Below are 20,977 nucleotides of genomic sequence, written 5' to 3'. Positions count from 1 at the left end.
TTTCATCGTTGTACAATTCCGGGATCGGGCTTTAATCGGCTTATCCGCCTGCCCTGTATATAAAACAGTCTCTTCGTAGTATACCCTTTCTTTCTGTTCTGAAAAAGGAAAAGATGTCCTCCATAAAAAAAACCCCATTATAAAAATGGAGTTTATACGGATTCTTTATTCATTTGAATATCAAACGGTTTTTGTTCTGAAGGAGGGTCAACCAATATGACGTCAAGCACTTCCTGGAACGTTTTTACCGCTTTAATGGTGATTCCGTCTATTCGTTTCAGAATGGACTGCTGATTTTCATATGGGATAATGACCGTTTTTGCTCCGGCCTGTTTTGCGGCTTTAATTTTCGGAATGACGCCGCCGATCGGTTTGACAAGCCCCGTCAGGCTGATTTCTCCCGTCATCGCCACCGTATGGTCGATCGGGATGCGGTGAATCGCGGAAAAAATCCCCGCGGCCATCGCGATACCTGCTGAAGGTCCGTCAATCGGGCCTCCGCCCGGAAAATTGACGTGAATGTCATAGTCTGAAGGTTTGATGCCCATTGTGCGGAGAACCGTCAGCACATTTTCCACAGATCCCTTCGCCATGCTTTTGCGGCGGATCGACTTCGATTGGCTGCCGATGCTTTCTTCCTCTGCAATTCCCGTGATATTCAGGCTTCCTTTGTCCTGCGCAGGTGTGACATTCACTTCGATTTCCAGCAATGCGCCGCTGTTCGGCCCGTAGACGGCAAGTCCGTTCACGATGCCGACTTGCGGTTCATCGGCGATTTTCTGCTCATTTTTAGGTGTGAGCTGACTGGAATGAACAACCCATTCTATATCTTCAGTCGTGATTTCTTTTCTGTCCTCAGTCACCGCCATGCCGGCAGCGATCTGGATCATATTGACGGCTTCACGTCCGTTTCTCGTATATGCGGTCAGCACGCTGAGAGCTTCGTCAGAAATCTCTTTCTGAATTTTGTCGGCTGCTTTTTTTGCAACGATTTTAAGTTCATCCTTTTCCAGCTCGCGGAAAAATACTTCAAGACAGCGCGAACGGATGGCCGGAGGAATTTCAGTCGGCATTCTCGTTGTCGCACCGATCAAACGGAAATCCGCCGGAAGCCCATTTTGAAAAATATCATGGATATGATTCGGTATTTGCGTATTTTCTTCACTGTAATACGCACTGTCTAAAAATACTTTTCGGTCTTCAAGCACCTTCAGCATTTTATTCATCTGAATCGGGTGAAGCTCGCCGATTTCATCAATAAACAATACCCCGCCGTGAGCATGGGTCACAGCCCCCTGTTTCGGCTGCGGAATGCCTGCTTGGCCCATCGCACCCGCTCCCTGATAAATCGGATCATGCACTGAACCGATAAGCGGATCGGCAATCCCCCGTTCATCAAATCGCGCGGTCGTCGCATCAAGTTCAACAAAAACAGCCTGCTTTTGAAACGGTGACTGTTTATGCTTTTTCGCTTCTTCCAATACCAGCCGCGCCGCAGCCGTTTTACCGACTCCCGGAGGACCGTAAATAATGACGTGCTGCGGGTTCGGTCCGCAAAGCGCTGCTTTTAACGCTTTAATTCCGTCTTCCTGGCCGACAATGTCCTGAAAGCTTTTCGGCCGCACCTTTTCTGATAAAGGTTCTGATAAACTGATGGCGCGCATTTTGCGCAGCTGTTCCATTTCCTTTTTTGATTCTTTATCTATCGTCACTTTTTGTGTTCGCTGGTTTTTGAGCAGATTCCAAAAATATAGTCCGATGACTATCCCGAAAAACAGCTGTACAAATAATGCGATCCCTGTCCAACTCATGCTGGTCCCTCCTAAAAAAACGATTTATGTATCCAATTCATTCCTCTGTCCGCTAGTATCTCCCAGCAAAGCCCGGAATAAACATTTTCAGAAGGGTCAGGACAAGAAAAAAAACCTCCTGATTAATTCGGGTCAGGAGGTTTTGTCGTGTTATGCTGATGTTTTATCTTGGCCGACAACAGTGCCGTCTTTTAATACAAGACGCGGCGCTTCACCGTCTGCGACTGTCGCTCCGGTAATGACACATTTTTCAATATCATCGCGGGACGGCAGATCAAACATGACGTCAAGCATGATGCCTTCAATGATAGAACGCAGGCCGCGTGCGCCTGTTTTACGCTCGATCGCTTTTTTCGCAATTTCAGATAATGCCTCGCCTTCAAATTCAAGCTCGACATCATCAAGTTCTAACATTTTCTTGTATTGTTTGACGAGTGCGTTTTTCGGTTTAGTCAGAATTTCAACCAGTGCCGTTTCGTCAAGCTGCTCAAGGCTTGCAATGACAGGAAGACGGCCGATGAATTCAGGAATCAGACCGAAACGGAGCAGGTCTTCCGGAAGAACTTTAGAAAGCAGTTCTTCTTTTTCCAGGTCTGCCGCTTTATTATCAGAGCCGAAGCCGATGACTTTTTGTCCGAGACGGCGTTTGATGATTTGTTCGATCCCGTCAAATGCACCGCCGCAAATGAACAGAATGTTCGTCGTATCGATCTGGATGAATTCCTGATGAGGATGTTTGCGTCCTCCTTGAGGCGGCACGCTTGCAACCGTTCCTTCAAGAATTTTCAGCAGCGCCTGCTGAACGCCTTCGCCTGATACATCGCGTGTAATGGACGGGTTTTCAGATTTTCGCGCTACTTTATCGATTTCATCGATATAGATAATGCCTTTTTCTGCTTTTTCCACATCATAGTCTGCTGCCTGAATCAGCTTGAGGAGGATGTTTTCTACGTCCTCACCGACATATCCGGCTTCAGTCAGAGATGTAGCGTCCGCGATCGCAAACGGAACGTTCAGAATACGCGCAAGCGTCTGGGCAAGAAGTGTTTTCCCGCTTCCAGTCGGTCCGATTAAAGAAATATTACTTTTAGAAAGCTCAACATCATCCACTTTACTGTTGGAATTGATGCGTTTGTAATGGTTGTATACCGCAACCGCAAGTGATTTCTTCGCCTGATCCTGTCCGATGACATATTCATTCAGAATCTCACGGATTTCCTGCGGCTTCGGAACGTCTTTAAATTCGACTTCTTCTTCCGTACCAAGCTCTTCCTCTACGATTTCTGTACAGAGCTCAATACATTCGTCGCATATATATACACCCGGTCCTGCAACCAGCTTACGAACCTGATCTTGCGTTTTTCCGCAGAACGAGCATTTCAATTGTCCTTTTTCCTCGTTGAATTTAAACATTCTTTCACCCCTTAATCTTGTCTCACTTTTTCTTTTACCTGAAGGGCAAAAGAAAACGGTTCTTGCTACGATCGAGTATGTATTGCATTTTACCATACTTTCCAGTAAGACGGTAACAATGTGTTTCGCACTTGCACATTCTATATGTATGACGAAAAACAGCCCGGCAATGACTATCTTGCCCCAAGAAAAAGAGTTATATCATAATTGTACAAAACAAGGCACGAATTAATCGCGCCCTGTTTTATTATGTCTATTATTATGAACCATATTAACGGTTTTCTACAAGAAAATCAATTGCTTTTCGAACTTTTAAGTCTTCTTTCATCGCGTCAGTTGAACCGATTGCCTGCTTGATGTTTTCAACCGGCATGTTGTAAGCTTCAGCCATTTTAGTCAGCTCAGCTTCAACTTCTTCGTCCGTTACTTCAAGGTTTTCTGCTTGAGCGATCGCTTCAAGAGTCAGGTTTGATTTTACGCGTTTTGCGGCATCTTCTTTCATTTGCTCTTTTAACGCGTTTTCGTCTTGGCCTGAGAATTGAGTGTAAAGCTCAAGGTTCATGCCTTGCATTTGCAGACGCTGTTCGAATTCTTTCAGCATGCGGTCAAGCTCAGTGTCGATCATCGCTTGAGGAACATCAGCTTCAGCGTTTTCAGATGCTTTCAGAACAAGCTCTTCACGCAATTTAGCGTCAGCTTCGTTTTCTTTTGCTTCTTCAAGGCGTTTTTTTGTTTTCTCAGTTAATTCAGCAAGCGTTTCAACTTCTTCGTCAATGTCTTTTGCGAATTCGTCGTTAAGCTCAGGAAGCTCTTTCGCTTTGATTTCATGAATTTTCACTTTGAAAACAGCTGGTTTTCCGGCAAGCTCTTCAGCGTGGTACTCTTCAGGGAATGTTACTTCAACATCCTTTTCAGCGCCTGCTTCAAGGCCTGTTAACTGCTCTTCGAAGCCCGGGATGAATGAACCTGATCCTACTTCAAGTGAGTAGTTCTCAGCTTTTCCGCCTTCAAACGCTTCGCCGTCAACGAAACCTTCGAAGTCAAGAACGACTGTATCGCCGTTTTCAACAGCGCCTTCTTCTTTCACGACAAGCTCAGCCTGACGCTCTTGAAGCGCTTTAAGTTCGTTTTGTACATCTTCGTCAGTAACGGCAGTGTCATCTTTTTCGATTCCTAAGCCTTTGTAATCGCCAAGTTTCACTTCCGGTTTTACAGTCACTTTTGCAGTGAAAATTAAGCTTTCGCCTTTTTCGATTTTTTCAACATCGATTTCAGGGCGGTCTACAGGCTCAATGCCGGCTTCTTCAACCGCTTTAGGGTATTCTACAGGAAGTAAAATATCTAAAGCATCCTGGTAAAGAGCTTCAACGCCGAAACGCTGTTCGAATAAACCGCGGGGAACTTTCCCTTTGCGGAATCCAGGAATAGAAACCTGTTTTACTACTTTTTTAAATGCATCATCAAGAGCTGTTTTGAACGTATCCGCATCAACTTCAACCGTTAATACGCCTTCGTTGCCTTCTTGTTTTTCCCATTTTACAGACATGTGTTTCCCTCCAAAAATCTATTCAGGTTGTGTCGGTCTTCCATTCTAAAGCAATCCGCGGCTTTGTCAAAGAAAAAACCGCTTTGAATCAGAATCATTATGTAATGAACTGGCAGCCTGTCCAACCGTAATTCTCATTTCAGTTAAACCGCTATACATAAATACAACCACTATATTATAACATAACGCCTACCGCTTTCAACTATATGGTGTGATTTACAAATAAGAAATTTCTTCAATATCCTTAATCATCGTGCAGGCTTCTTCGAGTTCGCGGCTGTCAAACTCGTACATCATATGAAGTTCCTCCGGCTCAATGTCAATGCCGTGCATCTCGTAACCGACCTTATGAAGCGCCGCCGCCCATAAATCCGCGTTCAAAAACTTCGGCATAAAAGGGTGCAGGACGTACAGATGTCTTCTCCACAGCTCCTCGACGGCAGCATATAATGTAGGGTTTTCATTGCCCAGCGTTTCATCAAGCACCCGGAGAACGCGATGCAAAATCGGAGCCGCATCAGGCTGGACCGTTTCACTCGGTATCGCGGTCATTGAATCGCCGAATTTTGTAATATGAACCGGCTTACTGTAGTCGTGCTCCGCCATCAGTGTCAAAATCATTGTCTTAATAAGAGGATGCGCGCCCGGATCTTGAAGAATCGTTTTTAAGAGACCCGTGTATTTTGCAATATTGCGGTCTTTAAGAGAATGAATCAGATTCATTTGTTCAGCGGGGCTGTTCAGCACTTTTTCCGTATCAAGAATGTCCTCGTATTCCTCCTCCCACGCCTCCTCCTGCTGATCGGGATCGGTCATTTTGCGGCTGAATTCGAGCAGCCGGTAGAATTGCTCCGCACTTTCTGCGGGCAGCTGGTTTTCTTCCAGCACAGCTTCAATTGTGCTTTTGACTTCTTCATATTGTTTCAGCTGAATTAAAATGGTCATGTACACCTGCAGTACGGTGAAATAATGGCCGTACCCTTCATTCAGCATTTTCTCGCAAACTTGTTTTGCTTCTTCCAATTCCCCGAGTTCCAGAAAACAAATCGCCATGCCTAAATGTACGTCGGACTCGGTATCGCCGTGGCTTACCGCCTCTGAAAACAGTTCGAGGGCCTCCTCATACTGTTTATCCTTCATGGCGGCCATCCCTTTATCAACCAAGCGTTCTTTCAGACGGGGGAAAGGAATGATATCAGCTTTTTTCTTGTCATGCGTCATACTTTATTTCCTTTCAGGCGCTATTTTGTTCAAGTGTATCAACACGCGTCATGAAACACAAGAAAGGATGATGCACACGGTAAAAAAAGCCGCCGGACAGATGCCGGGCGGCTTTTTTCAGGCTTGAAGCCATGAACTTCTTTTCGATTCAAACTGCTGAATGTCGTCCTCCAGCAGAAGCGTTAATGAAATTTCATCATAACCGTTAATCAGCATTTCCTTCCAGTGCGGATCGACTTCAAATGAAATCTCTTTTCCTTCACTGTCGTGAATGAGCTGGTTTTCCAAATCAACCGTCATATTTAGAGACTGATTTTCATATTGACCGGCGAGTTTTTTCCACTGATCATACGGCATACGGATGGGAAGCATACCGTTTTTAAAACAGTTCTGATGAAAAATATCGGCAAATGACGGAGCAATGATGATTTTGAAGCCGTAATCATCCAGCGCCCAAGGAGCGTGCTCACGGGATGATCCGCAGCCGAAATTCTCTCCGGCAATTAATATGGACGCGCCTTCATAGACTTTGCGGTTTAATTCAAATTCAGGATCAGGCTCACCGTTCTCAAGGTATCTCCAATCAAAAAACGCGAATCTGCCGTATCCGGTTCTTTCAATTCTTTTCAAAAACTGTTTCGGAATAATCTGGTCCGTATCGACGTTGATCCGGTTTAAGACGGCCGCTTTTCCCGTATGCGTTTTTAAAGGTTCCATCTTTTCGCGCACTCCTTACACAACTGTTTTTTCTTGATAAAACTTTCTTACATCGACGAAATGCCCGTGAATGGCCGCCATTGCCGCCATCGCCGGACTGACAAGGTGTGTTCTCGCGCCTTTTCCCTGTCTGCCTTCGAAGTTGCGGTTGGAAGTGGAAGCGCATCGTTCCCCTTCAGGCACGACATCATTGTTCATACTGAGGCACATGCTGCAGCCTGATTCCCTCCATTCAAAGCCGGCCTCGAGAAACACGCGGTGCAGCCCTTCTTCCTCGGCCTGCTGTTTCACGCTTTGAGAACCCGGCACCACAATGGCTCTGACGCTGTCGGCGACTTTTCGGCCTTTGATCATATCCGCAGCCTGGCGAAGATCGGTCATCCGTGAATTTGTACAGGAGCCGATAAACACATGCTCTACTTTAATATCTTCAATTTTTTGATTCGGCGCGATCCCCATGTATTCGTAAGCGCGGATGGCTTCTTTTTTACCGTCTTCAGAATCAATCGTTTCCGGCGCAGGTATTTGGGCATCGACCGGAAGAACCATGCCGGGATTGACACCCCATGTTACCATTGGAGAAATCTCGCTGCCGTCTAACACGATGGAATGATCGTATACGGCGCCCGGATCGGTTTTTAACGCTTTCCATTCTGCGGCGGCTTTTTCAAATTCCTCGCCTTTTGGCGCGTATTTACGGTTTTTACAGTATTCAATCGTCGTGTCATCAGGAGCGATCAGTCCCGCACGGGCTCCCGCTTCTATTGACATATTGCAGACAGTCATGCGTTCGTCCATAGACATGTTTCTGAATACTTCCCCGGTGTATTCAATGACATATCCGGTACCGAATTTCACCCCGTATTTTCCGATGACCGACAAGATGACATCCTTCGCTGTCACTCCTTTTTGGAGCGTTCCGTCAACGCGGATTTCAAGCGTTTTCGGCCGCTGCTGCCATAATGTCTGTGTGGAAAGAACATGTTCCACCTCACTTGTGCCGATACCGAAGGCAAGCGCTCCGAACGCGCCGTGAGTCGATGTATGGCTGTCTCCGCAAACGATCGTTTTTCCCGGAAGTGTCAGACCAAGCTCAGGCCCGACCACATGAACGATTCCCTGATCTGCGCTGTGAAGATCCGCAAGACGGACGCCGAACTCCTCGCAATTCCGTTCAAGCGCGGTTACTTGGCGCTTTGCGACTTCATCTTTAATGTCAAAACGGTTGACGGTCGGAATATTGTGGTCCATCGTCGCGAATGTGTTCTGCGGCCGTCTGACCTTTCTTCCCTTCTGCCTTAACCCTTCAAACGCCTGAGGAGACGTCACCTCATGAATGAGGTGCAGATCAATATAGAGAAGGTCGGGTTTTCCTTCACCGCTTTTTACAACATGCCGATCCCAAATCTTTTCGATGATTGTTCGAGGCATCATCTTTGTTTCCTCCCTCTACCTATGAACTAAGACCGCTTTCTTTAAAGCGTCACACTATAGATTTTGTATTCGAGCCGGCTAATGCGGCTTTTACTTTTTCAGTAATGTCATGCGTTCCGGCATATTGGCCGTCCCGGGCGATATCACGTGTACGGCTGCCGTCTGCAAGCACCTTTGCGACCGCTTTTTCCACCGCCTGCGCTTCGTTTTCAAGTCCGAAAGATGTTCTCAAAAGCATCGCCGCTGATAAAATCGCCGCAAACGGATTGGCCATCCCTTTACCGGCGATGTCAGGCGCAGATCCATGCACGGGTTCAAACAAGTGAAGACCTGAACTTGATAAACTGGCTGACGGCAGCATGCCGAGCGAGCCTGTCAGCATGGAGGCTTCATCGCTTAAAATATCGCCGAACATATTCTCAGTTACGATGACGTCAAACTGGCTCGGAGCGTAGATGAGCTGCATCGCGGCATTATCGACAAGCATATGTTCAAGCGTCACATCAGGAAATTCTTTTGCGATTTCATCCGCCGTTTCACGCCACAGTCTGCTTGAAGAAAGCACATTCGCCTTATCAACGGACGTCACTTTTCCTTTTCTGCCGGCAGCCATCTTAAAGGCTTCTCTGACAACGCGTGCGATTTCTTCTTTCTTATAAAAAAGGGTATCGACCGCTTCCTTTTCTCCCGCTTCATTGACATACTGTCTGCTCGGTTCTCCGAAGTAGAGGCCGCCCGTCAGTTCCCTGACGATTACAAAGTCGACGCCGCTGATATATTCTTTTTTCAGCGGAGACGCCTCAGACAGGCTTTCAAATACGGTCACAGGACGCAGATTGGCAAACAGGCCGAGCTTTTTTCTGATGCCGAGCAGGCCTTTTTCCGGTCTGAGCTCCGGAGGATTTTGGTCCCATTTCGGTCCGCCGACTGCCCCGAGCAGGATGGCGTCGGATCTTTCACAAAGAGCCACCGTCTCCTCAGGAAGGGGGTTTTGATGGGCGTCAATCGCCGCTCCCCCGATCAGCCCGTTTTCAAATTCAAATTCATGTCCGAATTGTTCGGCAACTCTTTTCAATACATCTGCCGCTGATTCCGCCACTTCCGGTCCGATTCCGTCACCTGGAAGCAAAGCAATGCGTTTTTTCAAATCAAACGTTCTCCTTTCTATTACGAGCCGACCGCAGTCCGTCTCTTTAATCCGTCTATATTGCAATCCAGCACCAACTGCCGGTTCACGGCGTTCAGATAAGCTTTAGCAGAAGCTTCCAGAACATCCTGCGCGATTCCCCGCCCTGATGTTTCTTTTCCGTTCACGGTCACTCTGACATAAACTTGAGCCAGCGCATCTTCGCCTTTCCGGTTGGATTGGATGCGGTAGTCTGTCAGTTCAATATTTTTATCGATGCAGCGCCCGAGCGTATTATAAACGGCTTCTACGCTGCCCGCCCCCGTTGCCGCCTCTTGCATCAGCTGTTCGTTTTCCTGATTTTTCAAAGAGACTGTTGCAGTCGGCACCTGAGACGTTCCGTAATGCACTTGCAGAGACAGAAATTCATAGCCGATTTTTTTGTCCGTCACTTTTTCTTCTAAAATAAGAGAAATCAAGTCATCATCGGTGATTTCTTTTTTCTTTTCGGTCAGTTCTTTAAACATCGTAAAAAATTTATTGATTTCCTCACTATCAAACTGGAATCCAAGCGCATTCAGGCGGTCTTTGAACGCATGGCGTCCGGAATGCTTTCCGAGTACGAGCGCATCAGCAGTCACGCCGACAAGTTCCGGTGAAATGATTTCATATGTTGATTTTTCTTTCAGGAAACCGTCTTGGTGAATGCCGGATTCATGTGCGAAAGCGTTATCTCCGACGATTGCTTTGTTGCGGGGAACGGCCATGCCCGTCAGTTTGCTGACAAGATCACTCGTCCGCTTCAATTCATGAAGATTGAGAGATGAATCGGCTTGATGCGCGTCATTTCTGACATGAAGCGCAACGGCGATTTCCTCTAGCGCGGCGTTCCCGGCTCTTTCTCCTATGCCGTTAATGGCGCATTCAATTTGATCAGCGCCGTTCTCAATTGCCGAAAGTGAGTTGGCAACCGCCATTCCGAGATCATCGTGGCAATGGGCGGAGAGCTTTACCCGGCTGATATTCGGAACGTGTTCCTTCATATATTTAAAGATGTTTCCGTATTCAGCAGGCGTCAGGTAACCTACAGTGTCCGGCAGGTTGATGACGCTCGCGCCGGCATCAATCACTTCTTCTACGATTTCAGCCAGAAACGGAAGTTCGGTGCGGCAGGCGTCTTCTGCCGACCATTGAACGATCGGAAAGCGTTCTTTTGCATACTTCACCATTTCAACCGCTTTTTCCTTAACCTCTTCCCGCGTCATTTTCAGCTTATGCTTCAGATGAATGTCAGAGGTGGCGATAAAGATGTGAATGCGCGGGCTGACCCCGTCTTTCAGCGCTTCCCAGGCTGCGTCAATGTCACCTTTGACAGATCGGGCAAGCCCTGTTACCGAACAATTTTTAATCGTTCTTGCGATTTCCTGCACGGCTAAAAAATCACCTCGGGATGAAGCGGGAAATCCCGCTTCAATAATGTCCACCCCGAGTCTTTCAAGCTGCTTGGCTATCGCCAGTTTCTCCCGGGAATTGAGGTTGACCCCGGGAGATTGTTCACCGTCACGAAGGGTCGTGTCGAAAACATTAATTTTGCGCAACGGAGACCACCGCTTCCTTCTTTTTGCCTTGTTTGACAAACGGCATCATTTCACGAAGCTGTCTGCCGACCTTTTCAATCTGATGCTCGTTTTCGCTTGCATTGATCGCATTGAAACGAGGACGGTTCACTTGGTTTTCCACGATCCATTCTTTTGCGAATGTACCGTTTTGAATATCCGTTAATACTTGTTTCATCGATTCTTTTACCTTCGCATCGACTACGCGCGGTCCTGATACAAAGTCTCCCCATTGAGCCGTATCGGAGATAGAGTATCTCATGCCCGCCAATCCTTCTTCATACATCAAGTCTACGATCAGCTTCAGTTCGTGCAGACACTCGAAGTATGCGAGTTCAGGCTGGTAGCCGGCTTCTGTCAGCGTTTCAAAACCCGCTTTGACAAGCGCCGTTAAACCTCCGCACAGAACAGCCTGCTCACCGAACAAATCCGTTTCCGTTTCTTCCTTAAATGTTGTTTCAAGAACCCCCGCACGCGCTCCGCCGATTCCTTTTGCATAAGCAAGAGCCGTATCTTTCGCTTCGCCTGATACATCCTGGTAGATGGCAAACAATGCCGGTACGCCCGCGCCTTGTTCATATGTTCTTCTGACAAGGTGTCCAGGTCCTTTAGGGGCGACAAGGAATACATCCACATCAGCAGGAGGCACGATCTGATGGAAATGGACGTTAAATCCGTGTGCGAATACCAATGACTTGCCCGCCGTCAATTCATCTTTGATTTCAGCTTCATATACTTTTTGCTGCTGCTCATCCGGAAGAAGAACCATAATGATATCAGCCTGGGCAGCCGCTTCTCTTACCGAAAAGACTTTATGACCGTCTTCTTGGGCCTGTGTAAATGATTTGCCTTGTCTGACGCCGACAATGACATCAATTCCGCTTTCTTTTAAGTTCAGCGCGTGTGCATGACCTTGTGAACCGTAACCGATAATCGCTACTTTTTTACCTGCCAATACGTTCTCTTTGATATCACCGTTATAATATACTTTTACCATTTTAATCTCTCCCTTTTTTGTGTTATACAATTGAAATTGTTTTATTGGATGACGCCTTCTGCTGGGTTCCCCTTGCAAAAGCCGTTGTGCCCGTTCTCGCGATTTCTTTAATTCCGTAAGGTTTGAGAAGCTCTATGAGCGCTTCGATTTTATTAGATTCGCCGGTAACCTGAACGACGATGCTGTCTCTTGAGACATCAACGACGGAAGCTCTGAACGGCTCAATGATTCCATTGATTTCCGTTCTGGCCGACGGTGCGGAAACAACTTTGATTAATGCCAGTTCACGCTGTACAATCGATTGGTTTGTAATATCCGTCACTTTCAGGACGTCAATTTGTTTGTTAAGCTGCTTTGTCAGCTGCTCTACGTCATTTTCGCCTTCCACATGGACGACAAATGTAATCCTTGAAACACCGCTTGTTTCGGTGTGGCCTACAGTGATGCTTTCGATATTATAGTGTCTTTTTGTAAACAGGCCGGTGATCCGGTTTAATACCCCCGAGCGGTTGACCACCGTTAATGTGATAATGCGTTTCAAGGTTTCACCCCCACCATTTCATGAAGTCCTTTACCCGGCGCGATCATCGGGAATACTTTCTCGCTTTTGGCGACCCGGACGTCAATAACGGCCGGTTCTTTTGATGAAAGCGCCTTTTTAAGCTCTTCTTCCGCCTCTTCTTCCGATGAAATCCGAACGCCTTTAATGCCGTAGGCTTCTGACAATTTGACAAAGTCAGGCTGCGCCGAGAATTTGGATTCAGAATAGCGTTCTTCATAGAAGATTTCCTGCCACTGTCTGACCATGCCCAGACATTCGTTGTTCAAGATAACCACTTTGACAGGAAGATTCAGCTGCCGGATGACATCTAATTCCTGAAGGGTCATCTGAAAACCGCCGTCTCCGAGGATGGCAACGACCGTGGCGTTACGATCGGCCAGCTGCGCTCCGATGGCCGCCGGAAGGCCGAAGCCCATTGTGCCGAGCCCCCCCGAGGTCACCCACTTATCAGCCTTTCGGAAAGGATAAAACTGAGCCGCCCACATCTGGTGCTGGCCGACATCCGTCGCCACAATCGCCTCACCGTTTGTGAATTGGTGAATATACTCAATCAGCTTTTGGGGTTTCAAGCCCTCTTCTCTGTCGTCTGTATACCAAAGCGGATATTCTTCTTTCCATTCTGAAAGCTGCTGTTTCCATTCCTCTGTCTGTCCCTGTTTTCCGTTTTGCTTCAATAATTCCTGAAGGACGATTTTACTGTCGCCGACCACCGGAATCTGCGTTTCGATAATTTTTCCGATTTCAGCAGGATCAATATCGATATGCGCTACTTTGGCCGATTTTGCAAAATGCTTCAGATTTCCGGTCACGCGATCATCGAACCGCGCTCCGATGCTGATCAGCAAGTCACAGTGGTAAAGCGCCATATTCGCTGTGTATGTGCCGTGCATCCCCGCCATTCCCAGAAAAAGAGGATGGTCTGCCGGGAAACCGCCCAGACCGAGAAGCGTGTGCGCTACCGGAATTTGCTGCTGTTCGGCATAATTTTTTAAATCTTCTGAAGCTTTACCGTGCAAAACACCCGCTCCGGCTAAAATAACCGGCTTTTTCGCACTGCTGACAGCTTCCACGAGCTTTCGGGTCTGCAGATAGTTAGGCTCTTTTACCGGCTGATAACCCGGAAGATTGATCTCGTGATCATATCTGAATTCTCCTTCAAATGCTGCGACATCCTTCGGTATATCAATTAATACCGGGCCCGGTCTTCCCGTCGTGGCAATATGGAACGCCTCTTTAATCACACGGGGGAGATCTTCCGGACGGCGGACTTGGTAGCTGTGTTTCGTAATCGGCATCGTAATTCCTAAAATGTCGGCTTCCTGGAAAGCGTCGCTGCCGATGACCGAAGTGGCGACCTGACCGGTAAACACTACGAGCGGCAGTGAATCAATCATCGCATCCGCAAGACCGGTAACTAAATTTGTCGCTCCGGGTCCGGAGGTAGCAATCACAACCCCCGGCTTTCCGGAGACTCTCGCATACCCTTCTGCCGCATGAATCGCGCCTTGCTCGTGGCGGGGCAGGATGTGAACCAATCCTGATTGATACAGTTTATCGTAAATCGGAAGGACGGCTCCCCCCGGATAGCCGAAGATCATCTCGACATTTTCTTTCTTTAATGATTCAATCAGCATCAGAGCCCCGTTCATTGTTTTTGTACAATCGGCAGACAAAGAATCCGCCTGTACATTTGTGCCCATTTTCAGTTCCTCCTTTTTCAATGTTCCCTTCTAAAATCCAATTCATAAAACGCAGCGCCGGCTGACGCAAATAAAAAAGCCTTCCCACCCACATTCAGCCAAGCATTTCATGCGATAGCCAAAAGGGGCGAAAAGGCTTTGCTCTCCGCGGTACCACCCTTGTTTACGGTCATATGCAGACCGTCTCATGGATAATGATTATCCGTTTTGATAACGAGTAAACATTGCGTTCACTCGGCCGAGTCCTACTCTTTACATTTCAGACCGGCACTCTGAGGGGAGTTCACTTTGATTTGTTTTACCGGCTCTCAGCGTTACCGGCTCTCTGTGAAAAACTTCAGCAAAGCTACTTATCCTCTTCTGCGCTTTTTATTATGGCAGCTCTTTTATTAAAAAAGAACCTTCATTTGTTTGTTTTTTCAGTGTTTTATGATTTTTCTTTTTAGCGTGAATCATTTATTTATTTTTGTTTGAACTCATATTACGCCCGTTTGCAGACAGTGTCAACAGCATTTTTATAATTATTAGACAATTTAGATTAATCAATCTATTTTGTATACGCTTTCATTACTGATATAAAAGGATCGGCAAATGTTAAAAGTTTTTATATTTTTTTTATTAATCTCTCAAGATTACATGAAATTTTTCCGTTCATATACGAATATGTCACATTTTATTACGCGATTTTTCTCTGTCCTTCCGGCATGCTTGTCAGATATTCCGTTCGATTGAACAGGCTCTTTATACAGACATACGCATACACTGTTCTTATCTCGTAAGAAATGAGTGATGTCATGAATAAGATGTTATCAGGCATGCAGGGCCTGCCTCCTGGATTTCCGCCTTTACCGGTCTTACCGCCGCAGTCTTACTATCCTCCGGCCCCGATGCATACAGCACCATATCAAGGCGGCCCTTCTTTTCAGCAGGGATTTCCGCCATCCGGATACGGACAGCAGACCCCGCAAAGCACACTGTCATTCGCCGGACAGCAATTCGTTCCGTACCCTTATACATCCGGGTACTACGGCCAAACCTTCAGTGACGTCGGCGGAAGCCTCGGCGCCGGGGCACATCCCGGCGCGCTCGGGGGCGGTTTCAGCGGCCATGCCGGGGGCTTCAGCGCTCCGAGCGGATTCAGATGATACAAAAACCGGTCTCACACGGCCGGTTTCTTTTCTTATTCACAGAGTATAACGGTCATTCCACTGATTCATTTCCTGCTCCGTATAGTAATCAGCCCTTGAAACCTCAACAATGATTAAACCGCATTGAGTGATTAAAAATTGTTTCAGTTCCTCAAACAGCTCGTCTTTTCCGCAAAAGATCGTTTCTATATTGTGATTTTTATATGCAAATGCGTACTTCAAAAGCTAATTCCTCCTGCTGTCTTTCTATCAATCATCAACAAAACGTATGATAGAAATCAGATAATTTATCACTCAAGGGCGCCTTAAGTATCTTTATACATATATTTATTACGGTAAATATTACATTAAGTTTCATTTACATTAAAATTACTTTACAATTTTCATCAAATACGGGACTTTTGTTTCGTACAATAAAATACAAAAAAAACCTCAAGCCCATGGGACTGACCCCATAATATGAGACAAATAAAAACACCTTCAAGTTTGAATACGGATGATTGTTATCCGAAATTAGACTTGGAGGTGTTTTTTCTATGGGGACAAGAGTGAGTTATCCGGTTGAAGTGAAACAGAAGGCTGTAGAAATGAGATTGGCAGGCGTACCTATGAAAGAGATCCTGCAGGAATTGAATATAAAGAATAAGACGCAGGTGCAGACATGGGTCAGGTGGTATAAAGCTGGGGACACACATCGATTCGAACAACCTGTCGGAAAGCAATATTCTTATGGAAAAGGTCCGGAGTATTCTTCCGAATTAGAGAAACTGCAGGCAGAAAATCGTTATCTGAGACCACAGAATGAAGTGTTAAAAAAGTACAACGAATTGGAAAGGAAGCTGATAGCGAAACGCCAGTCGAGCTTGTAGAAGCATTGCGCAGCACAATGACCATAAAAGATATCTGTATTCATTTAGGTATCTCACGAGCATCTTATTATCGTTGGAAGAAGAATCTGATGAAAGATAACCCTAAATACCATTTAGAAAAACAAATCGGCACGTTGTGCCGAGAACACAAGTATCGATATGGCTATCGGAAAATCACAGCCATATTAAAAAAGGGAATGCGTATGAATCATAAAACGGTTCAGCGCATTATGCAGAAGAATCAGTGGCAATGCCGGGTTAAGGTGAAAAAGCGCAAGAAGAATGGGCAGCCATATGCCGTGGCCGAGAATATATTGGATCGGAACTTTCAGTCTGATCGCCCTCTGGAAAAGCTAGTAACGGATATCACATATTTGCCTTATGAGCAGAAACAATTGTATCTTTCCAGTATATTGGATTTATACAATGGAGAAGTGATTGCTTTTACGATTGGCGATAGACAGGACACAGACTTTGTCTTACACACACTTGATCAGCTGCCCGCACTGCCAGAGAACTGTGTGTTACATAGTGACCAAGGTTCTGTTTATACATCTTATGAGTATCAGAAAGCTGTTAAAACAAAAGGCATTACCATGAGCATGTCCCGCAAAGGGACGCCCGCTGATAATGCCTCCATCGAATCGTTTCATTCCTCACTAAAGTCTGAAACGTTCTACCTCGACAGGTTGGAAAGCACTACGACGACCATCGTAGAACAAACTGTCGAAACCTATATACACTATTATAACAACATTCGTATTCAAACGAAACTAAACAACCAGCCGCCGGTCACATACCGACAGCTGGCTGCTTAAAGGTGTTTTGATCCCTGTCTCAAAAACGGGGGTCAGTCCCTCAGGGCTTGAGGTTTTTATACGTCCCAGGAGAGATTCGAACTCCCGACCGACGGCTTAGAAGGCCGTTGCTCTATCCGGCCTTCACCCTTTACATATCGCTATCGTTACGTTCATGTATAACGGTCACTTTCCGAACTTTGACCGATTGACTTAATTTCTATTATATTTGCTTATACTGTACAGTTCAAGCATTCATATAGTAGAAAAAAACCCTATTGAAGAGGTAATACAGTTGTACTTAAATCTGCTATGTTAAAAGGTATAGATATTTATTTAAAGAAGTGGTTTCATGAGAGATAACAAAGAATGCTGTCCCTATTGCGATGCTGATGCAACCCACGATAATACCTGTAACACCAAGTCAGCCACGAAAGAACCGATGGATTCATTGTATTTCCGTGTATCCAACATGGCTTATCAATTACAACAATATGTGCTTCGATGTTCTGTGTGATATCTTTCCACTCGTTTAAAATCATCTCTTTGTTACGACCTAGCCTATCTAATGTATGTATAACGTATCTCCTTTTCGCAAACGCAATTTCAAAGCTTGGTATTGAGGTCTATTGAAGTCTTACACGCTTTGCTTATCGATATGAATATCACGCTCATCAATTCCAGGAGCATACACACTATTCAGTTGTCGTGCTTCATTTTGGTCTTTGCTGCTTACTCTAACGTATCCAAATTCTTTGTTGTCCATAATTGATTCCACCTTGAGGCAGCGGTATCTTTTCTTTGATATCACTTATAAGTCTCCACCTCTGCTATCGATACCATTATCGAACTTGAATAGGGTTTCACTGCAATTCTTATTACTTTATCATGCTAAATCATATTGATAATGTGGGTCGTGTCTGAAATTTACCGATTGCCAGTTTGTGAATGAGAGTGGTTCTGTATCAAACCAATACCCAACTTGGCATGTATGCAACCGTAAAAGACATCCAACTAACTTGGATGCCCTCTTACAACTATTTCACTTGCTCTTGTAGCACTTCTTTTAGTAATTCAATCGCATTTTCCTCAGTTGGGTCATTTGTTCCTAATTCACCTCGGAATGCTTTAGAAAGGATAGATTGCTTAAGTTCGTCTAAATTCTTTTCATCAGACACTAGGCTTAACGCAATTTCTTCTCTTTTAATCATTTCCTCTAATTTATTTACTATTTCAGCTTGTTCTTCAAGTGGAGGAATTGGCATAATTAAATTTCTACTTTGAGAAACAGATATATTACTTTGACCTACAACACCTCTGGTTTCATTGATTACATCTCTTAACGTTTCATCATATTGTAGACAGTAATAAAGGTATTTTGGTAATACATATTTTATTGGTCTAAAACGGACAATAGCTTGATTCATGTTCATTTCATAATATTCTTCTGGAATTATGGCTATTTTTTTTAATGGTGGACCAACTATATTCATAATTACATCATTGGCTTTCAAAATTGATTTCTTTAACTTTGATTTATGAACCTCTTTGGGAATATATTGAGGCTTATACGAAAAGGAAACTTTATTATTTACAATGTTATAAACTTTTAAAAATGGAATTTCTCCTTCTTCAGAAATATCTTTTGAAGGTGTACCTCCACAATTTATGTTATAACAAAACATATTTGCCTTTAAATACAACCATTCATTATTATCTATACATTCTTCTGTATTGAGTTCATCAAACATCTCTGTTATTTCTGATATTTCTTTCTTAGTTTCAGCAATGTAAAACCTTTCTTGTTTTATCAACTCAATCCTTTCTAATGCCGACTCGATAGATGAATTTTCTTCTCTCCACTTCCTAGTCAACTCTCCACGAAACGCCTTATCCAAAATAGCCGCTCGACGAAGTTCAAACGTTTCCTTCGCTTCCTCAATCAACTGCTTTGCTTCTTCAATTTTACTTAAAAGACGCTCCACTTTCTCAGCAATCCGTTTTTGTTCATTTAATGGCGGCAAGGGCATTTTAAAATAAGATAAATCATTTTTATTAAAACCCGACTGTGCAGAACGAGATATACCCATTAAAGGAATTTGAAAGTGTTCAGATTTCAATAGCCAAAATAAAAATTTCTTATCAACTTTTCCCTTTGGATAAACGACTTTTGCCAAAGCGACATTATAAGCACCACTTAGTCCTGTTAATATCCTTCCAATTGATGCACCATATCTTGCTATTAGAATATCTTCTTCTTTCATTTTTCTTAGCTTTTGAGTATTCGGAATATATGTCTTATATTTATCAGAAGAAAAGTCCCTAATTTGAACTAACCTAACGTATCCTTCTCTCTCTTCATCAACAAATTGGCTTTTTGGGGGCTGAGTGCCACCTTGTACATCAAATATGGAAGTGAATTTGAAATATACCCAGTTCTCAGGAACTTCATAAGTCTGCTCTTCCTTTGGAACTACAGCTTCTTCTAATAGCTCTTCAATGGTCTTTTTATTTTTGCTCACTGTTTGACCACCTCATCCTCTTCAACAGCACGTAACTCCTCAACTACTTCATTTAATAAATCCATTGCCTGTTGAAGTTTCACAATCGCTTCTTCTGCTGATGCAATTGGGTCTGGCAAGTTGTCGTATGAAGATAATGATTCATCTGCAATTAATCCAATATCTAAACTATCATCTTTTTTTGCGATATCTTCTCGTGTAAACACATTCCAACGCTCATCTTCTATCTTAGAACGGTCTTCAGCTACATATGCCTTCATGAAGTTTTCAAAATGAGCCATTGTTAGCTGATTACGTTTGCCAAATGAAGTCATATTTGTCCGAAGATCATATACCCATACATCCTTCGTGTTATCTTGGTCTGTTGTTCCCCTTGTAAAGAATAAAACATTCGTTTTTACACCTTGCGCATAAAAAATTCCTGTTGGTAAGCGTAAAATCGTGTGTAAGTTACATTTGTTCATCAAGTCACGACGAATTTGTGAGCCAATCCCGCTTTCAAACAAGACATTATCGGGCAAGATAACCGCTGCTCTTGCATTTCCATCATCTTTTAATGCGTTATAAATCAACTGCAAGAAATTCAACTGTTTGTTCGATGTTTCAAACGTTAAATCGTCACGGGATACCCGTTCCCCGCCTTTTTTTGTACCGAACGGCGGGTTTGTTAAAATAACATCAAAGTTCTTCATCCATTTCCCGTTACCCGATAAAGTATCGCCTTGTTCCAAACGTCCTTCGATATTATGAAGCAACGCATTCATGAGTGCCAGACGATGCGTATCTTTAACAAGTTCCATACCTACAAAAGCTTCTTTCTTTTGGAACTCGGCTTCTTGTGGTTCTATATCGAAGTAGTCATCTGTTTGATTCTTTAAATATTGGTCTGCAGCAATCATGAAACCGAATGTTCCAGCTGCAGGGTCAGCGCACCGCTCACCGATTTTCGGGTCGATTAATTGAACCATCACATCAATTAATACACGAGGTGTGAAGTATTGCCCCGCTCCTGATTTCTTTTCACTTGCATTCTTCTCTAATAGACCCTCATAAAGATTGCCTAGCCCTTCTTCTTTTGCATTGTACCAATCAAGGGCATCAATCGATTTAATAATCTTCTCTAAGTTTTTCGGCTCAGCAATACTTGTAGAAGCATCACTGTATATTAGACGCAGCCGCTCATTTTCACTGCTTCCTAATTCAAGTAACAATCGCTGATAAAATGTCTTTAATTCCAAACCTTCTTTATCTAACAAATCATCCCATCGATTTCCTTCTGGAATCACACCTTCTGTTTCCTGCTCCTTCATCATTTTGAGGAATAATAAGTAGGTTAACTCTGTTACATATTGCTGATAGGTAATCCCATCATCACGTAACACATTACATAAATTCCATAGTTTTTGAACGATTTCTTGGTTGTTCATTTTTCAGCCTCCTGCTAACTCCGAGTATATTTTAATGTTGGATTCTCATTCAAACCTCATTAAAGTGAAAA

Annotated in this window: 16 protein-coding genes, 1 pseudogene and 1 other annotated feature; of the genes and pseudogenes, 2 read left to right on the top strand and 15 right to left on the bottom strand. The window is 44.5% G+C overall.

What is annotated here, in order from left to right:
- Positions 1–152 precede the first annotated feature (152 nt).
- The 11 genes from lonB to ilvB all read right to left on the bottom strand — a co-directional run bounded on the left by lonB (position 153) and on the right by ilvB (position 14,143).
- Positions 153–1,811, bottom strand: coding sequence for an ATP-dependent protease LonB (lonB, locus tag C5I45_RS06540; protein ID WP_003152622.1), 1,659 nt, complete (start codon positions 1,809–1,811; stop codon positions 153–155).
- Positions 1,812–1,961: 150 nt separating this feature from the next.
- Complete coding sequence (clpX, locus tag C5I45_RS06535) at positions 1,962–3,224, bottom strand: ATP-dependent protease ATP-binding subunit ClpX (protein WP_003152620.1); 1,263 nt, start codon at positions 3,222–3,224, stop codon at positions 1,962–1,964.
- 271 nt (positions 3,225–3,495) lie between these two features.
- Complete coding sequence (gene tig, locus C5I45_RS06530; protein WP_003152618.1) at positions 3,496–4,770, bottom strand: trigger factor; 1,275 nt, start codon at positions 4,768–4,770, stop codon at positions 3,496–3,498.
- A gap of 216 nt (positions 4,771–4,986) precedes the next feature.
- Positions 4,987–5,991 carry a DNA damage checkpoint antagonist DdcA gene (ddcA, locus tag C5I45_RS06525; RefSeq protein WP_025853137.1) on the bottom strand — a complete coding sequence of 335 codons (1,005 nt, stop codon included), beginning with the start codon at positions 5,989–5,991 and terminating at the stop codon, positions 4,987–4,989.
- Between the two features lie 117 nt (positions 5,992–6,108).
- Complete coding sequence (gene leuD, locus C5I45_RS06520) at positions 6,109–6,708, bottom strand: 3-isopropylmalate dehydratase small subunit (protein ID WP_007408146.1); 600 nt, start codon at positions 6,706–6,708, stop codon at positions 6,109–6,111.
- Between the two features lie 15 nt (positions 6,709–6,723).
- Positions 6,724–8,142: a 3-isopropylmalate dehydratase large subunit gene (gene leuC / locus C5I45_RS06515; RefSeq protein WP_003152606.1), complete on the bottom strand. Its 1,419-nt coding sequence runs from the start codon at positions 8,140–8,142 to the stop codon at positions 6,724–6,726.
- A 49-nt stretch (positions 8,143–8,191) separates the two neighbouring features.
- Complete coding sequence (gene leuB, locus C5I45_RS06510; protein WP_024085663.1) at positions 8,192–9,289, bottom strand: 3-isopropylmalate dehydrogenase; 1,098 nt, start codon at positions 9,287–9,289, stop codon at positions 8,192–8,194.
- A 20-nt stretch (positions 9,290–9,309) separates the two neighbouring features.
- Positions 9,310–10,866, bottom strand: coding sequence for a 2-isopropylmalate synthase (locus C5I45_RS06505; protein WP_107994283.1), 1,557 nt, complete (start codon positions 10,864–10,866; stop codon positions 9,310–9,312).
- Positions 10,853–11,881: a ketol-acid reductoisomerase gene (gene ilvC, locus C5I45_RS06500; protein ID WP_003152600.1), complete on the bottom strand. Its 1,029-nt coding sequence runs from the start codon at positions 11,879–11,881 to the stop codon at positions 10,853–10,855. Before ilvC ends, C5I45_RS06505 begins: the two co-directional genes overlap by 14 nt.
- Positions 11,882–11,903: 22 nt before the next feature.
- Positions 11,904–12,422 (bottom strand): acetolactate synthase small subunit, encoded by a 519-nt coding sequence (ilvN, locus tag C5I45_RS06495; protein WP_003152598.1) that lies wholly within the window; start codon positions 12,420–12,422, stop codon positions 11,904–11,906.
- Complete coding sequence (gene ilvB, locus C5I45_RS06490) at positions 12,419–14,143, bottom strand: acetolactate synthase large subunit (protein ID WP_107994282.1); 1,725 nt, start codon at positions 14,141–14,143, stop codon at positions 12,419–12,421. Before ilvB ends, ilvN begins: the two co-directional genes overlap by 4 nt.
- A 120-nt stretch (positions 14,144–14,263) precedes the next feature.
- Positions 14,264–14,515, bottom strand: a binding site (T-box leader).
- Between the two features lie 422 nt (positions 14,516–14,937).
- Here ilvB and C5I45_RS06485 point away from each other — a divergent pair.
- Positions 14,938–15,288, top strand: a complete 351-nt coding sequence (locus C5I45_RS06485) for a hypothetical protein (RefSeq protein WP_014305527.1) — start codon at positions 14,938–14,940, stop codon at positions 15,286–15,288.
- Between the two features lie 39 nt (positions 15,289–15,327).
- Here C5I45_RS06485 and C5I45_RS06480 read toward each other — a convergent pair whose 3' ends face one another.
- On the bottom strand, positions 15,328–15,513 hold the full coding sequence (locus C5I45_RS06480; RefSeq protein ID WP_007408136.1) for a hypothetical protein: 186 nt from the start codon (positions 15,511–15,513) through the stop codon (positions 15,328–15,330).
- Between the two features lie 314 nt (positions 15,514–15,827).
- Here C5I45_RS06480 and C5I45_RS06475 point away from each other — a divergent pair.
- Positions 15,828–16,978 (top strand): IS3 family transposase gene (locus C5I45_RS06475; protein WP_095324137.1). Its coding sequence is split into 2 segments (ribosomal slippage): positions 15,828–16,101 and positions 16,101–16,978, totalling 1,152 coding nucleotides; the frame shifts between segments, so codons are not numbered across the junction.
- Positions 16,979–17,350: 372 nt separating this feature from the next.
- Here C5I45_RS06475 and C5I45_RS19890 read toward each other — a convergent pair.
- The 3 genes and pseudogenes from C5I45_RS19890 to C5I45_RS06450 form a co-directional block, all read right to left on the bottom strand.
- Positions 17,351–17,723, bottom strand: a pseudogene (locus C5I45_RS19890) (recombinase family protein); the annotation flags it as partial.
- Between the two features lie 271 nt (positions 17,724–17,994).
- A complete protein-coding gene (locus C5I45_RS06455; RefSeq protein ID WP_071543358.1) occupies positions 17,995–19,479 on the bottom strand; it encodes a restriction endonuclease subunit S in 1,485 nt (494 codons plus the stop codon).
- A complete protein-coding gene (locus tag C5I45_RS06450) occupies positions 19,476–20,906 on the bottom strand; it encodes a class I SAM-dependent DNA methyltransferase (protein WP_025853159.1) in 1,431 nt (476 codons plus the stop codon). The genes C5I45_RS06455 and C5I45_RS06450 overlap by 4 nt, the downstream gene beginning before the upstream one ends.
- Between the last annotated feature and the right edge of the window lie 71 nt (positions 20,907–20,977).

Source organism: Bacillus sp. ZY-1-1, assembly GCF_003047165.1.
Lineage (GTDB): Bacteria > Bacillota > Bacilli > Bacillales > Bacillaceae > Bacillus > Bacillus velezensis.
The sequence above is the reverse complement of the archived record's forward strand: the minus strand, read 5'-3'. Positions and strand labels throughout refer to the sequence as shown.